This window comes from Psychromarinibacter sediminicola (assembly GCF_029168335.1).
GTDB classification, from domain to species: Bacteria; Pseudomonadota; Alphaproteobacteria; order Rhodobacterales; family Rhodobacteraceae; genus Psychromarinibacter; species Psychromarinibacter sediminicola.
In genome coordinates, this window is the sequence record NZ_JARGYC010000019.1 from 37,670 (window position 1) to 50,494 (window position 12,825).

At 69.7% G+C, this 12,825-nt stretch carries 14 protein-coding genes; 10 read left to right on the forward strand and 4 right to left on the reverse strand.

Going from position 1 to position 12,825, the window contains the following annotated elements:
- The first annotated feature begins 6 nt into the window (after positions 1-6).
- The 4 genes from P1J78_RS09215 to P1J78_RS09230 all read left to right on the forward strand — a co-directional run bounded on the left by P1J78_RS09215 (position 7) and on the right by P1J78_RS09230 (position 2,699).
- The gene (locus P1J78_RS09215; protein WP_275567052.1) at positions 7-303 is read left to right on the forward strand and encodes an antibiotic biosynthesis monooxygenase family protein; all 297 of its coding nucleotides are present in this window, start codon (positions 7-9) and stop codon (positions 301-303) included.
- Between the two features lie 63 nt (positions 304-366).
- Positions 367-987: a DUF2238 domain-containing protein gene (locus tag P1J78_RS09220; RefSeq protein ID WP_275567053.1), complete on the forward strand. Its 621-nt coding sequence runs from the start codon at positions 367-369 to the stop codon at positions 985-987.
- Positions 984-1,412, forward strand: a complete 429-nt coding sequence (locus P1J78_RS09225) for a cupin domain-containing protein (protein WP_275567054.1) — start codon at positions 984-986, stop codon at positions 1,410-1,412. Before P1J78_RS09220 ends, P1J78_RS09225 begins: the two co-directional genes overlap by 4 nt.
- Before the next feature lie 138 nt (positions 1,413-1,550).
- Positions 1,551-2,699 (forward strand): GGDEF domain-containing protein, encoded by a 1,149-nt coding sequence (locus tag P1J78_RS09230; protein ID WP_275567055.1) that lies wholly within the window; start codon positions 1,551-1,553, stop codon positions 2,697-2,699.
- On the opposite strand, the gene P1J78_RS09235 is transcribed toward P1J78_RS09230, so the two are convergent.
- From P1J78_RS09235 to P1J78_RS09245, 3 genes are all read right to left on the reverse strand, one after another.
- Positions 2,696-3,625, reverse strand: a complete 930-nt coding sequence (locus P1J78_RS09235) for a class I fructose-bisphosphate aldolase (protein WP_275567056.1) — start codon at positions 3,623-3,625, stop codon at positions 2,696-2,698. The two genes, P1J78_RS09230 and P1J78_RS09235, sit on opposite strands and share 4 nt — an antisense overlap.
- A 138-nt stretch (positions 3,626-3,763) precedes the next feature.
- Positions 3,764-5,338 (reverse strand): hypothetical protein, encoded by a 1,575-nt coding sequence (locus tag P1J78_RS09240; RefSeq protein WP_275567057.1) that lies wholly within the window; start codon positions 5,336-5,338, stop codon positions 3,764-3,766.
- 58 nt (positions 5,339-5,396) lie between these two features.
- Complete coding sequence (locus P1J78_RS09245; protein ID WP_275567058.1) at positions 5,397-6,587, reverse strand: phosphoglycerate kinase; 1,191 nt, start codon at positions 6,585-6,587, stop codon at positions 5,397-5,399.
- 134 nt (positions 6,588-6,721) lie between these two features.
- On the opposite strand from P1J78_RS09245, the gene P1J78_RS09250 reads away from it, so the two are divergent.
- The 3 genes from P1J78_RS09250 (at position 6,722) to P1J78_RS09260 (ending at position 8,989) form a co-directional block, all read left to right on the forward strand.
- Positions 6,722-7,228, forward strand: a complete 507-nt coding sequence (locus P1J78_RS09250) for a peptidylprolyl isomerase (protein WP_275567059.1) — start codon at positions 6,722-6,724, stop codon at positions 7,226-7,228.
- Positions 7,229-7,256: 28 nt separating this feature from the next.
- The gene (locus tag P1J78_RS09255; protein WP_275567060.1) at positions 7,257-7,808 is read left to right on the forward strand and encodes a peptidylprolyl isomerase; all 552 of its coding nucleotides are present in this window, start codon (positions 7,257-7,259) and stop codon (positions 7,806-7,808) included.
- A 209-nt stretch (positions 7,809-8,017) separates the two neighbouring features.
- Complete coding sequence (locus tag P1J78_RS09260; RefSeq protein WP_275567061.1) at positions 8,018-8,989, forward strand: DUF3179 domain-containing protein; 972 nt, start codon at positions 8,018-8,020, stop codon at positions 8,987-8,989.
- A gap of 209 nt (positions 8,990-9,198) precedes the next feature.
- On the opposite strand, the gene P1J78_RS09265 is transcribed toward P1J78_RS09260, so the two are convergent.
- Positions 9,199-10,803, reverse strand: a complete 1,605-nt coding sequence (locus tag P1J78_RS09265) for an acyl-CoA dehydrogenase family protein (protein ID WP_275567062.1) — start codon at positions 10,801-10,803, stop codon at positions 9,199-9,201.
- A 115-nt stretch (positions 10,804-10,918) separates the two neighbouring features.
- Here P1J78_RS09265 and P1J78_RS09270 point away from each other — a divergent pair, with 115 nt between their 5' ends.
- From P1J78_RS09270 to P1J78_RS09280, 3 genes are all read left to right on the forward strand, one after another.
- Positions 10,919-11,221, forward strand: a complete 303-nt coding sequence (locus P1J78_RS09270) for a septum formation initiator family protein (RefSeq protein WP_275567063.1) — start codon at positions 10,919-10,921, stop codon at positions 11,219-11,221.
- 200 nt (positions 11,222-11,421) lie between these two features.
- Positions 11,422-12,438, forward strand: coding sequence for a pyruvate dehydrogenase (acetyl-transferring) E1 component subunit alpha (gene pdhA, locus P1J78_RS09275; RefSeq protein WP_275567064.1), 1,017 nt, complete (start codon positions 11,422-11,424; stop codon positions 12,436-12,438).
- Positions 12,438-12,824 carry a VOC family protein gene (locus P1J78_RS09280; protein ID WP_275567065.1) on the forward strand — a complete coding sequence of 129 codons (387 nt, stop codon included), beginning with the start codon at positions 12,438-12,440 and terminating at the stop codon, positions 12,822-12,824. The genes pdhA and P1J78_RS09280 overlap by 1 nt, the downstream gene beginning before the upstream one ends.
- Position 12,825 lies beyond the last annotated feature (1 nt).

The following is a 12,825-nucleotide window of genomic DNA, read 5'->3' on the forward strand; positions in this document are numbered from 1 at the left end:
CGTCCCATGATCGTCCGCATCTTCCGCGTCGTCACCGAACCCGGCCAGCGCGCCACCTTCGAGGCGTTCTTCCGCGACACCGCCGTTCCGCTGATGAAAGGCACCGACGGGATCGAGGACATCACCTTCTGCCTGCCGCGCCCCGAGACGCCGGACGAGTTCGCCATCGTCATGACCTGGCGCGACCTCGACGCGCTGAAGGCCTTCGTGGGCGAGGACTGGCAGGTTCCGCATATCCACCCGGGCGAGGCCGGCATCGTGAAGGAGCGCCACCTGCACCATTACGAGCGTCTGCCGACCTGAGCCCAGAACCCGTTTGCGCTCGCCCGCGCCCCGTCGCATCCTGCCGCCGAAAGGAGCGCGCCCGTGAGCTATCTCAGCCGGATCAGGCCGTCGGAATGGATCGTGGCCGCCGTCGTCGCGGTCTATGTGACGGGCTTCACCGCCTGGTTCCTGTCGATCGGCAACACCGAGTTCATCATCTACGTCGTCACCATGCTGGTCCTGACGCTTCTCGTCGGCGCCAGCCTGCGCGTGGCGGAGTATCCGCCCGCCATGCTCTGGGCGCTGGCGCTCTGGGGCCTTCTGCACATGGCCGGCGGCGGGGTGCCGGCGGGCGACGGCGTGCTCTACGGGCTGCAGCTGGTGCCGCTCGTCGCGGATGGCGAGATGACGCTTCTGAAATACGACCAGGTCGTCCACGCCTACGGCTTCGGTGTCGCCGCCTGGGTGCTGTGGCACCTGCTGACCCGGCATTACCCGGACACCCGGCGCAGCTGGACGGCCTATGTCTTCCCCGCCCTTGCCGCCATGGGGCTGGGCGCGACCCACGAGATCATCGAGTTCTCGGCGGTGGTGGCCGTCGAGGACACCGGCGTCGGCGGCTATATCAACACCGCCCTCGACCTCTGCTTCAACGCCCTCGGCGCGGTGCTGGCGATGATCGCCGTTGCCGCCCGCGCGCGCCGAAAGGGAGACCCCGCATGACCGCAGACGAGATCATCACCGAGCTGGGCCTCGCCCCCCACCCCGAGGGCGGCTGGTTCCGCCAGACCTGGATCGCCGAGGCGCCCGAGGGCGCGCGGCCCGCCGGCACCTGCATCTACTTCCTGTTGAAGGCCGGCGAGGCGAGCCACTGGCACCGCGTCGACGCCACCGAGATCTGGCACCACTATGCCGGCGCGCCGCTGATCCTGCGCCTGGCGGCGAGCGCGGCCGGCCCGGCCGAGGCTCGTACGCTCGGCCCCGACCTCGCCGCCGGCCAGAGCCCGCAGGTGATCGTGCCCACCGGCCACTGGCAGGCCGCCGCCACCACGGGCGACTACACGCTGGTCGGCTGCACCGTCTCTCCGGCGTTCCGGTTCGAGGGGTTCGAACTCGCCGCGCCGGGCTTCGACATCCCCGGCGCCTGACGGCGGCTGACGGCGGCTGACGGGGGCCCAGCCGGTCACCGTTTCTTAACGCTATTCCGGCTACGGCCGTTCAATTAAACGCTTTCGCAAGACCACCGGCGCGATGCTGAGCCGCGCCCGCCGATGGAACCGCGACCGATGTCACGCAACGATCCGACAGAGACCCTGGCCGAACAGCTCGGCATCACCGCCGCCGATCTGCGCGAACGCAAGCTGCTCCTCGGTATCCGGGCCGAGGAGGAGGCCGAGCTGTTGCGCCTGCGGCCGAGCGTCGAGCTGATGGTCGACGACATCATCGACGCCTTCTACAGCCGCCAGCTCGACATACCCGCGATCCGCGCGATGATCGGCGACAAGGACACGCTGACCAACCTCAAGCGCGCGATGCGCAGCTACGTGCTGGACCTGTTCGGCGGCGACTACGGCGTGGAATACGCCGAACGCCGGCTGCGCGTCGGCCGCGTGCACGGGCGCATCGGCATCCCGTCGAAATACTACATCTCCGCCGTCTTCCAGCTGCTCTCGGTCCTCGGCCAGTTCCTGGAAAAGGAGACGGGCAGCGCCTATCCCCCGCCCTGCCTGCGCCGCTTGCTGTTTCTGGATATCGAGCTGACCTTCGACACCTATATCCACGGCCTGACCGGCCAGATCCACGCCCTACAGGAAGAGCTCGTCGGCTACTCGCGCGAGCTGGAGGAGGTGGTGCGCGAACGCACCGTCCGGATCGAGACGCTGTCGCGGATCGACGAGCTGACCGGCCTCTACAACCGGCGCGCGCTGAGCGAATCGCTGGAACGCGAATGCGCGGCGGCGGAACGGCGCGGCGGCGCGCTGTGCCTGATGTTCGTCGACCTCGACGACTTCAAGCTGGTCAACGACCGCCAGGGCCACGCCACCGGCGACGCGCTGCTGAAGACCGTGGCCCAGGTGCTGCGCATGACCTGCCGCGTCTCGGACATGGTGTTCCGCTTCGGCGGCGACGAGTTCTGCCTGCTTCTGCCGGAGACCGACGGCGACGGCGCCGCCATCCTCGGCGAGCGGCTGATGGCCGAGACCGGGCGCGCGAGCGAGGGCGCCGTCAGCCTGAGCGTCGGCTGGGCGGTCAGCGGCCCCGACACCTATGCCGGGCCCGAAGACCTGCTGCGGCAGGCGGATGCGGCGATGTATGCCGACAAGAACGACGCCCCGGCCGCCCTGCCGCGGCCGCGGCGCCGCGGGCGGCGGACGGCAAGGCGGCAGGCTGATCCGGGCGGGCCGGCGATCGGGGCGCCGGCCGCGCCGGGCTAGGCCTTGCCCTTGTAGATCTCGATCAGCTTGCCCAGCATCTCCATCGCGTCCTCGCGCGAGCGCTGGAAGCTGTTGCGCCCGATGATCGAGCCGTTGCCGCCGCCGTCGCGGATCGCGCGGGCGTCGTCATAGACCGCGTCGGTGCCCTTCGAGGCGCCGCCCGAGAACACGATGATCCGCCGGCCGTTGAACGACGAGCGCACGCATTCGGCGACCCGCGCCGTCTGGGTCGAGATGTCGATCTTGCCGGCCTCGAACGCCTTCTGCGCCTCGGGCTGCATCACGTGGTCGGTCGACAGCTTGATCTTGATGACATGCGCGCCCAGAAGCGCCGCCATATGCGCCGCGTAGGCGCCCACGTCCACGGCGGTCTCGCCCTCCTTGGTCACCGCCTCGCCGCGCGGGTAGGACCAGATCACGGTGGCCACGCCCTTGGCGGCGGCCTCCTTGCGCATCTCCACGATCTCCTCGAACATGTCGAGCGCCATGTCCGAGCCGGGATAGATCGTAAAGCCGATCGCCGCGCAGCCCAGCCGCAGCGCGTCGTCCACCGAGGCGGTCACCGCCTGGTTCTTGCCCGCCGTGTCCGACATCAGCGAGTTGGCCGAGTTCACCTTCAGGATCGTCGGGATCTGGCCCGCGAAGGTGTCGGCCCCGGCCTCCAGCGGGCCCAGCGGCGCGGCATAGGCGCTGAGGCCGGCGTCGATCGCCAGCTTGTAGTGGTAATGCGGGTCGTAGGCATCGGGGTTGACCGAGAAGGACCGTGCCGGGCCATGCTCGAACCCCTGGTCGACCGGCAGGATGATCATCTTGCCGGTGCCGCCCAGCTTGCCGTGCATCAGCATCTGGCACAGCTTGCCCTTCACGCCGGGCGTCTCGCCCTCGTAGTTTGCAAGGATCTTCTTGACCGTTCCCGTGGCCTTCATCGCGGGGCTCCTCTGCGAAAATACCGTCCCGCCCCCGTCTAAGCGATATGCCGGACGGCGCCAATGACTGGTTGCGCTAACCCGCGGACGGGCGCCGATTTTTCGACGAAAAATCGTTGCCCGCCCCGCGGCGGCGTCTCACTCCGCGTAACGCGCCGGCAGGTTCTGGCCGATCCAGACCTCCATCGCCAGCTTGGCATAGCCCGCCTCGGTCTCGGCCCAGGCATCGCGGCCCGCGGCGCCTTCGAGCCGCACCATCGTGTCGATCTCTTCGAGGATGTCGGCCGCTTCCGGGTCGCCCGCCGCCTTGGCCAGCATCGCCCACATCGCCGCGATGCCATAGCTGCGCGCCGCGCCCTTGCCGGACATGCGCATCGCCGCCTGCTCGCGGATGCCCGCGATGGTGCGCAGCGCCGAGCCGGGATGGCTGTCGCTGCCCGACACCTCGTCCTGCAACTCCAGCACCCGCGCCAGCGGGATGTCGTCCTCCAGCCGGTCGAGCAGCGCCACCGCGCCGGCCTCGCCCGCGCGTCCGGCCCGGAGCGCCCAGAGATAGGCGTCCTCCGGCGCCCGCACCTCCAGCGCCTCGGCCAGGGTCAGCGCCGCCGTGCCGTCGCCGCCCTCGGCCAGCGGCTGCAACAGCGCGAGCCCCGCCTCGACGTTGCGCGGCGCGCCCTCGCCGGTCATCAGCGCCGCGCCGACGGTCCGCTTCTCGTCGTCCGACAGTTCGGCCACGCCCTCGCCGGTGGCCCGGCTCAGCAGATCCACCGGCACCGCCGCGCTCACCCTTGCCGGAGCCAGCGCCGCGACGGGCTTCAGCAGGGTGAAGACCTCGCCGAAATCGTCCTCCATCGCGTAGAAGTCCAGGTAGACGTCCTCGTCCAGCGCGGTTTCCAGCACCAGCGTCTCGGGCTGCGCCACGAAATCCGGCCAGACCGCGGCCGCCGAGGCGATGAAGGCGCGCTGCGCGTCGTTCAGCCCGCCGGCATCGACATCGGCGAACAGACCCTCCAGCATGCCCTGGACGGCCGCCCCGGCATTCTCGCCGGTCAGGTTCGGCGGCAGGACCGGCTGCACCGCCTCCCACAGCCCCTTGTTCTCGACCGAGAGCACGGCGCTTTCCAGGAACCAGACCGGGTAAGGGTCGTCCAGGTCGTCATCGGCCTCGAACCAGAAATACGAGAACGCGCCGGTCGCATCGACCGTCGCCACGCCGTCGACATCGGCATAGACCCGCACCGTCGCGTCCGATTTCGGCATGCCATAGTCGAAATCCACCGTCAGCCGCGGCACGTCCAGCGAGTCCAGTGCCGCCATATCGAACGCCTGGTGGACGTCCTCTGGGAAGCACGCCTTGTCCGCCGACACGCCCGACAGCCGCGCCGTCGCCTTGAAGCGGTCGGTCAGGTCGATCGGCGTGGTCAGCACCGTGATCCGGTCGATGTCGATCTGGCAGTCGCCGCTCTCGTCCCAGTCCAGGAACGGCCAGGCGGTGATGTCGCTCATCGTGATCCGGCTGCGGCGCAGGTCGACCGACAGGTCGCCGTATTGCACGTCCATCTGGGTCCGGATCATCTGGATCCCGGTATGCAGAAAGCTCTGCACGATCCGGTCGGGCGAGAACACGTCCCAAAGCGTCACGCGCTCCTGCGCGGAGAGCGCGGCGGGAAGGGCGGTCAGGGCAAGCGCGGTGGAGGCAAACAGGCGGCGCATGGGAAAATCCTCTCGTCATTGGACTGTGAGCGGATTGGACCCCGGGCGCCGCCCAAAATCAAGCCTCAAGCGCGGCGACGCCCGGCAAGGTCTTGCCTTCCATCCATTCCAGGAACGCCCCGCCGGCGGTGGAGACATAGGAGAATGCCTCGGCCACCCCCGCCTGGTTCAGCGCCGCCACGGTGTCGCCGCCGCCCGCGACCGAGACCAGATTGCCCGCCGCGGTCAGCTCCGCCGCCTTCCGCGCCGCGGCCACGGTGGCCTTGTCGAACGGCTCGATCTCGAAGGCGCCGAGCGGCCCGTTCCAGATCAGCGTCTTGGCTTCCTCGAACACGCCGCCGATCTCCACCACGGTCGCCGCGCCGGCGTCCAGGATCATCGCGTCGGCCGGGCAGGCATCGGCCGCCACCGTCTCGCTCTCGGCGCCGGCCTTGAACTCGCGCGCGACCACCACGTCCGAGGGCAGCAGGATGGTGCAGCCGGTCCCCCGCGCCTTGTCCATGATCTCGGTCGCGGTTCCGGCCATGTCGTGCTCGGCCAGCGACTTGCCCACGTCGATGCCCTGGGCGGCCAGGAACGTGTTCGCCATGCCGCCGCCGATGATCAGCGTGTCGACCCGCTCGATCAGGTTCGACAGAAGCGCGAGCTTGGTCGACACCTTGGCGCCGCCCACCACGGCCACGACGGGGCGCGCGGGGTTGCCCAGCGCGGTCTCCAGCGCCTCCAGCTCCGCCTGCATCAGCCGCCCGGCACAGGAGGGCAAGAGCCGCGCGATCCCCTCGGTCGAGGCATGCGCCCGGTGCGCGGCCGAGAAGGCGTCGTTGCAATAGACCGACCCCAGCGCCGCCAGCGAGGCCGCGAACATGTCGTCGTTCTTTTCCTCGCCCGCGTGATAGCGGGTGTTCTCCAGCAGCACGACCTCGCCGTCGCCCATCTTGGACACCGCCATTTTCGCCGGCCCGCCGATGCAGTCGGCCGCGAAGGTCACCGGCACCCCCAGCGCCGCCTCCAGCGCCGGCACCACCTGGCTCAGCGACATCTCCGGCACCTTCTGCCCCTTGGGCCGGCCGAAATGCGCCATCAGCACCGGCTTGCCGCCCTTGTCCAGGGTGGCCTTCACGGTCGGCACGATCCGGTCGATCCGGGTGGTGTCGGTCACGCGCCCGTCCTCCACCGGCACGTTGATGTCCACGCGGGTCAGCACGACCTTGCCGTCCAGCTCCATGTCGTCGAGGGTCTTCCAGCTCATGCGGGTGGCTCCTGCTTCGGGCTCGTTACCGCAGGTAGTGCACCTCACGGCGAGGTGAAGACAAGGCGCATTCGCGGCTTTTCCTCTGCGTCTTATCCGCCTAGTTTGCCGCCGACCCACCGAAGAGGACCGAGATGGCCGACGACAAGGACCCCGAGAACACCATCCTGATCGAGCTGAAGGGCGGCACCGTGATGATCGCGCTGATGCCCGACATCGCGCCCGACCACTGCGCCCGGATGAAGGAGCTGGCCCGCGAGGGCGCCTATGACAACGTGATCTTCCACCGCGTCATCGACGGCTTCATGGCGCAGACCGGCGATGTGCAACACGGCAACACCGAAAGCGGCTTCGACCTGCGCCGCGCCGGCACCGGCGGCTCGTCGAAGCCGAACCTGAAGGCCGAGTTCTCCCGCATCCCCCACGACCGCGGCACCATCGGCGCGGCACGGGCGCAGAACCCCGACAGCGCCAACTCGCAGTTCTTCATCAACTTCAAGGACAACCACTTCCTGAACGGGCAATACACGGTCTATGGTCGCGTGACCCAGGGCATGGAGCTTGTCGATGCGCTGACCCGCGGCGAGCCGCCCGCCAACCCCGACAAGATGCTGTCGATGAAGGTGGCCGCCGATGCGTAGTGCGATGTCTCGTTCGATTCCCAATCCGATGCGCAAGCTCGCCCTCGCGCTCGCCGTTCTCGCCGCCACCCCCGCCGCGGCCACCGGCCTGCGCATCGCCGTCGACGGCGAGGCCCAGGGCACGATCGAGATCGACCTTCTGGAGGACGTGGCCCCGAACCATGTCGAGCGGATCGCCACGCTGGCCGAACAGGGCTTCTACGACGGCGTGGTGTTCCACCGTGTCATGGAGGGGTTCATGGCCCAGACCGGCGACGGCCAGTACGGGCTGATCGAAGGCGGCGACATGCGCCGCGCCGGCACCGGCGGTTCGGAGCTGCCGGATCTGGAGGCGGAGTTCTCCGATATCCCGTTCGAGCGCGGCGTGGTCGGCATGGCGCGCAAGCCCGACCCGGATTCGGCCAATTCGCAGTTCTTCATCATGTTCGACGCGGCGACGCATCTGAACGGGCAGTACACCGTGGTCGGCCGCGTGACCGACGGCATGGAGGTCGTCGACGCGATCAAGATCGGCCGCGGCCCGAACGGCGCGGTGATCGGCCGGCCGGACGTGATGACCGAGGTCACGGTGACCGAGTAGGCCGCCGGGCCGGGCGCAAGGCGCCGGCTGACGCCTTGCGCAAGCGCCTTGCAAGGCGCTTGCACGCCCTGCCGCCGCGGGCGGCGCATCGGGGTCGGGCCGGCGATGGTGTCGCCGGCGGCCGGGTTTCCCTCCGAAATGTGACCGGCCCGGCGCTTGCCGGGCCGCCCTCCCCCGGGCCATCCTCATGGCGGAGGAGGATCCCGTTCATGCGCCTGTTGTCCCTGATCGCCGCCCTTGTCGCCACCTTTGCCGTCGCCCTGCCCGCCTTCGCCAGCCCCGACGCCTGGCGCGCGGAATGGCCCGATACGGACTTCTCGACCGCCACGGTCGAGGACTGGTCCGAGATCATCTCGGGCGGCCCGCCGAAGGACGGCATCCCCGCCCTGTCCAACCCCGCCTTCGTGCCCGCCTCGGAGACATCGGGCCTGTCGGACCGCGAGCCGGTCATCACGCTGGAGCTCGACGGCGCCCGGCCGCGCGCCTACCCGATCCGCTATCTCACCTGGCACGAGATCGTGAACGACGAGATCGACGGTACCCCCGTCGCCGTCACCTTCTGTCCGCTCTGCAACTCCGCCCTGGTCTTCGACCGCCGCGCCGACGGCCGGGTGCTGAGCTTCGGCGTCTCGGGCAAGCTGCGGCATTCGGACATGATCATGTACGACCGCCAGACCGAGAGCTGGTGGCAGCAGGCCCTGGGCCGCGCCATCGTCGGCGAGCTGACCGGCACCGAGCTGACCCAGCTGCCCTCGTGGATGGAAAGCTGGGCGCAATACCGCGACCGCCACCCCGAGGGGCTGGTCATGGCCGAACCCGACTGGCCGCGCCGCTATGGCCAGAACCCCTATGTCGGCTACGACAGCGCGGCCCGGCCGTTCCTCTACAACGGCGAGATGCCGCCGCACGGCATCCCGCCGCTGGTCCGCGTCGTCCGGGTCGGCGACCGCGCCTGGCCCCTGCCCCGCCTGGCCGAGGCCGGCCGGATCACCGAGGCCGGCGTGACGATCGACTGGGAGGCCGGCCAGGCCTCGGCGCTCGATGCCCGCGAGATCAGCGAGGGCCGCGACGTGGGCACGATCCGCGTGCGCGACGCCGACGGCAACGACCTGCCGCACGACCTGATGTTCGCCTTCGCCTTCCATGCCTTCTTTCCCGACGGGACCTGGATGGTGCCGTGAGCGATGGCGGTTCGTCGTGCCGGCCGGCTTGCGGCTGGGCGATGGCGCGGTTGCGTATTTTGAACGAGAAGAAGCCTGTTGCGGGAGCGCCCTGTCCGGGACGGGCGCGGCATCGTCCCGGGCGGGATTTGTGGCGTGCGGCGTTCGTCGTGCCGGCCGGATCGCGTCTGGTGGGTGCCGCTTGCGTATTTGGGACGAGAAGAAGCCCCTCAGGGGAGCACCCTGTCCAGCACCGGCGCGGCGTCGAAGGCGGCGAAGGCGCCGGCGGTGAGGCCGCGGTCGCCGAGGCGGGTGGCGATATAGGCGCCGGCGACGGCCGGGGCGGCCTCGGTGAGGATCGCGGCGGTCAGGAGCGTCGCCGTCCGTTCGGCGTAGAGCCGCGCCTCCGCCTCTTCCGGCAGGCCGGGCCAGCGCGCGGCATGGGCGGCGAGCGCCGCGTCGAGCGCCGGATCGGCGCCCTTGGCGCGGATCAGCTCGGCCTGCAGCGCGGCGCCGGCGGCCGGGTCGCGGGCGAGCGTGCGCAGGATGTCGAGGCAGATGACATTGCCCGAGCCCTCCCAGATCGAGTTCAGCGGCGCCTCGCGGTAGAGCAGCGGCAGCGGCGTATCCTCGACATAGCCGATGCCGCCCAGCGCCTCCATCGCCTCGTAGATCGTCCCCGGCGCGCGCTTGTTCGACAGGTACTTGGCCAGCGCCACCGCGATCCGGGCGAAGGGCTCGTCGGCCTCGTCGAAGGCGCGGGCGACGCGCAGCCCCAGCGCCAGCGCGCCTTCGGTCTCCAGCGCCAGGTCGGCCAGCACCGCCCGCATCAGCGGCTGGTCGATCAGCTTGCGCTGGAAGGCGGTGCGGTGCCGCGCCCAATGCGCCGCCTCGGCCAGCGCCGCGCGCATCAGCCCCGCCGGCGCCATCGCCGTGTCGAGCCGGGTGTGATGCACCATCCGCAGGATCGTGCGCACCCCCTGCCCCTCGTCGCCCAGCCGATGCGCCAGCGCGCCGCGATACTCGATCTCGGCCGAGGCGTTGGCCTTGTTGCCCAGCTTGTCCTTCAGCCGCATCAGCTGGATCGCGTTGCGCGCGCCCTCCAGCCAGCGCGGCACGAGAAAGCAGGTCAGCCCGCCCGGCGCCTGCGCCAGGGTCAGAAAACCGTCGGACATCGGCGCCGAGCAGAACCACTTGTGCCCGGTCAGCCGGTAGGCCGCACCCTCCGGTTCCGCCCGCGTCGTGTTGGCCCGCACGTCCGAGCCGCCCTGTTTCTCGGTCATCGCCATGCCCAGCGTGGCGGCCGCCTTCTCCGCCAGCGGCACCGGCCGCGGGTCGTAGCCCCGGGCGGTGAGCTTCGGCGTCCAGGCGGCGGCGAGATCGGCGTCCGCGGCCAGCGCCGGCACGGCCGCATAGGTCATCGTCATCGGACAGCAGGTGCCCGGCTCCACCTGGCTGTGCAGATAGACCATCGCCGCATGAGCCACATGCCCGCCCGGCGCCTCCTCCCAGGCGCGGGCCGCATAGCCGTGCGTCGTTCCCGCCGTCATCAGCCGGTGATAGGCGGGGTGGAACGCCACCTCGTCTAGCCGCCGCCCGCCCCGGTCGAACAGGCGCAGCTCCGGCGCGTTGCGGTTGGCGTCGCGCCCCGCCTCGGCCATCTCCGCGCCCGAGAGCGCCGCCGCATAGTCCTGCACCGCCTGCGCATCGCCGCCCTGCGCCGCCACCGCCTCGCGCAAGGGCCGGTCGTCGGCCCAGAGCCGCGGCACACGCGGGACCGGCTGATTCTCGACGTCATGGGTCGGCAGTTCGGCGCGCGGCGGCGAAACAGACATCCCGGCAGGTCCTCCCGCCCGCAGCCTGCCCGCAGATTCGGGATTCCCAAAGCGGAAATCCTGTGCGACAGTGCCCGCGGCCCGCCCGGCAAGAGGCGGCAGCAGAGGCACGGCCATGGGCAGACACCGCAGAACACCGGCATTCGGCGTGATCGCGTTCTTCGCGATCGTGTTCTCGCTGGGCAGCTATTTCACCTTCGCCAGCGTGCAGGGCGATTTCGGCCTGTTCCGCCGCATCCAGATCGAGGCGGAGGCTGAGCTTCTGCGCGAGGAGGCGGAGGAACTGGAGGCCGAGGTTTCCATCCTGCGCAACAAGACCCGGCGGCTGTCCGACGACTATCTCGACCTCGACCTGCTGGACGAGCAGGCGCGCGAGGTCCTGGGCCTGGTGCGCAGCGACGAGGTCATCATCCGCTGATCCCGCCCGAAACGGTCGCGGCCCGGTCGCGGCCCGGTCGCGCCCCGGCGGTGGACAACCTCCACCGGCGCTACAGATATTCCCAAGGCGCATAGCAGATCGGCGGGACGCAACGGAAATTTGCGGTCGCAAATCCGGCACAGCTGCGCTATGGGATTGTTTAACGCTAAACTATTGCCGCGAAGGGAGGAGACGCCGCCATGGCCACCCGTGCTCGTGCGAAGAAACCCAAGGCCTCGAAAGAGGACCTGCTGAGCTACTACCGCGAAATGCTGCAGATCCGCCGGTTCGAGGAAAAGGCCGGCCAGCTCTACGGCATGGGCCTGATCGGCGGCTTCTGCCACCTCTATATCGGCCAGGAGGCGGTCGTCGTCGGGCTGCAGGCCGCGGCCAAGGAGGGCGACAACGTCATCACCACCTACCGCGACCACGGCCACATGCTGGCCTGCGGCATGGACCCCAAGGGGGTGATGGCCGAGCTGACCGGGCGCATCGACGGCTACTCCAAGGGCAAGGGCGGCTCGATGCACATGTTCTCGAAGGAGAAGAACTTCTACGGCGGCCACGGCATCGTCGGCGCCAACGTGCCGATCGGCACCGGCCTGGCCTTTGCCGAGAAGTACAAAGGCACCGACCACGTCACCTTCACCTATTTCGGCGACGGCGCGGCGAACCAGGGCCAGGTGGCCGAAAGCTACAACATGGCCGAGCTGTGGGAGCTGCCGGTCATCTACGTCATCGAGAACAACCAGTACGCCATGGGCACCAGCGTCAAGCGCGCCACCAAGAGCCCGGGCTTCTGGGAGCGCGGCAAGGCCTACGGGATCGAGGGCGAAGAGGTCGACGGCATGGACGTGCTGGCCGTGAGGGCCGCCGGCGAGAAGGCGGTAAAGCACTGCCGCGACGGCAAGGGGCCGTATATCCTTGAGGTCATGACCTACCGCTACCGCGGCCACTCGATGTCGGACCCGGCCAAGTACCGCACCCGCGAGGAAGTGCAGAAGATGCGCGAGGAGCGCGACCCGATCGAGGGCTGCCGCAAGGTGATCCTGGACGAGGGCCACGCCACCGAGGACGAGCTCAAGGCCATCGACAAGGAAATCAAGGACATCATCAACGAGGCCGCCGAGTTCGCCAAGGACAGCCCCGAGCCGCCCGAGGAAGAGCTGTGGACCGATGTCTACGCCGAGGAGATGCCGCAGGAGGCGGCGGTCTGATGGCGCATTTCGAGATTCACGCGGCCGATGTCCCCGCCGCGCGGGATTTCTATGCCGGGCTGTTCGGCTGGCGCTTTCACGCCATGCCGGGCGGCGAGGAGATGGACTATCACCTGATCGAGGGCGACGGTCTGGGCATGGACGGCGCGCTGACCGCCGGGCTGATGCGGCGGATGGGGCCGGCGCCCGCGCCCGGCACGCCGATCCGCGGCGGGACCATGACCTTCGAGGTGAACGACTGCGACGACCGCTATGCCTGGGCGCTGGCGCATGGCGGGGCCGAGGCGCTGCCGCCGCAGGACTATCCGGGCATCGGCCGCTGCGCCTATGTCGAAGACGGCCAGGGCAACGTGGTCGGAATGATCAAGCCGGAGGAGAAGGCGTAAG

Bases quoted from the DNA above. Each gene is read 5' to 3' on its own strand.
- P1J78_RS09215 (WP_275567052.1), top strand. From the start codon at position 7: ATGATCGTCCGCATCTTCCGCGTCGTCACCGAACCCGGCCAGCGCGCC.
- P1J78_RS09225 (WP_275567054.1), top strand. From the start codon at position 984: ATGACCGCAGACGAGATCATCACCGAGCTGGGCCTCGCCCCCCACCCC.
- P1J78_RS09230 (WP_275567055.1), top strand. From the start codon at position 1,551: ATGTCACGCAACGATCCGACAGAGACCCTGGCCGAACAGCTCGGCATC.
- P1J78_RS09235 (WP_275567056.1), bottom strand. From the start codon at position 3,625: ATGAAGGCCACGGGAACGGTCAAGAAGATCCTTGCAAACTACGAGGGC.
- P1J78_RS09240 (WP_275567057.1), bottom strand. From the start codon at position 5,338: ATGCGCCGCCTGTTTGCCTCCACCGCGCTTGCCCTGACCGCCCTTCCC.
- P1J78_RS09245 (WP_275567058.1), bottom strand. From the start codon at position 6,587: ATGAGCTGGAAGACCCTCGACGACATGGAGCTGGACGGCAAGGTCGTG.
- P1J78_RS09250 (WP_275567059.1), top strand. From the start codon at position 6,722: ATGGCCGACGACAAGGACCCCGAGAACACCATCCTGATCGAGCTGAAG.
- P1J78_RS09255 (WP_275567060.1), top strand. From the start codon at position 7,257: ATGCGCAAGCTCGCCCTCGCGCTCGCCGTTCTCGCCGCCACCCCCGCC.
- P1J78_RS09260 (WP_275567061.1), top strand. From the start codon at position 8,018: ATGCGCCTGTTGTCCCTGATCGCCGCCCTTGTCGCCACCTTTGCCGTC.
- P1J78_RS09265 (WP_275567062.1), bottom strand. From the start codon at position 10,803: ATGTCTGTTTCGCCGCCGCGCGCCGAACTGCCGACCCATGACGTCGAG.
- P1J78_RS09270 (WP_275567063.1), top strand. From the start codon at position 10,919: ATGGGCAGACACCGCAGAACACCGGCATTCGGCGTGATCGCGTTCTTC.
- pdhA (WP_275567064.1), top strand. From the start codon at position 11,422: ATGGCCACCCGTGCTCGTGCGAAGAAACCCAAGGCCTCGAAAGAGGAC.
- P1J78_RS09280 (WP_275567065.1), top strand. From the start codon at position 12,438: ATGGCGCATTTCGAGATTCACGCGGCCGATGTCCCCGCCGCGCGGGAT.